The sequence below is a fragment of the Polaromonas sp. P1_G2 genome, from assembly GCF_056405515.1.
The window spans coordinates 1-433 of record NZ_JBFUBY010001268.1 but is presented as its reverse complement, the minus strand read 5'-3'; the positions used below and the strand labels follow the sequence as shown (position 1 = coordinate 433).

Annotated in this window: 1 protein-coding gene; it reads right to left on the bottom strand. The window is 64.9% G+C overall.

Annotation, left to right across the window (positions count from 1 at the left end; genetic code table 11):
• Nucleotides 1-433, bottom strand: a 433-nt coding sequence (locus AC1D0P_RS30085) for an ATP-binding protein (RefSeq protein ID WP_477680077.1), incomplete at both ends; no start/stop codon positions are given.

The window sequence follows — 433 nt, the reverse complement described above, 5'->3', positions numbered from 1 at the left end:
GCATTGTGGTCGTCGCCTTCGGCCATGCCGGGGATTTCGATCTCGTCGAGCCCGGTCAGGCCGGTTTCGAGGCCGCGCAGCGCCTTCTGCAGGCTTTCCTGGAAGGTGCGGCCGATGGCCATGACTTCGCCGACCGACTTCATTGCCGTGGTCAGCACCGGCGAGGCGCCGGGGAATTTCACGAAGGCGAAGCGCGGGATTTTGGTCACGACATAGTCGATCGACGGCTCGAACGAGGCAGGCGTGGCGCCACCCGTGATGTCGTTGTCGAGTTCGTCGAGCGTATAGCCGATGGCGAGCTTGGCCGCGATCTTGGCGATCGGGAAGCCGGTGGCCTTCGAGGCCAGCGCCGAGGAGCGCGACACGCGCGGGTTCATCTCGATGACGACAAGGCGGCCATTGTCGGGATTGACGGCGAACTGGACGTTGGAGC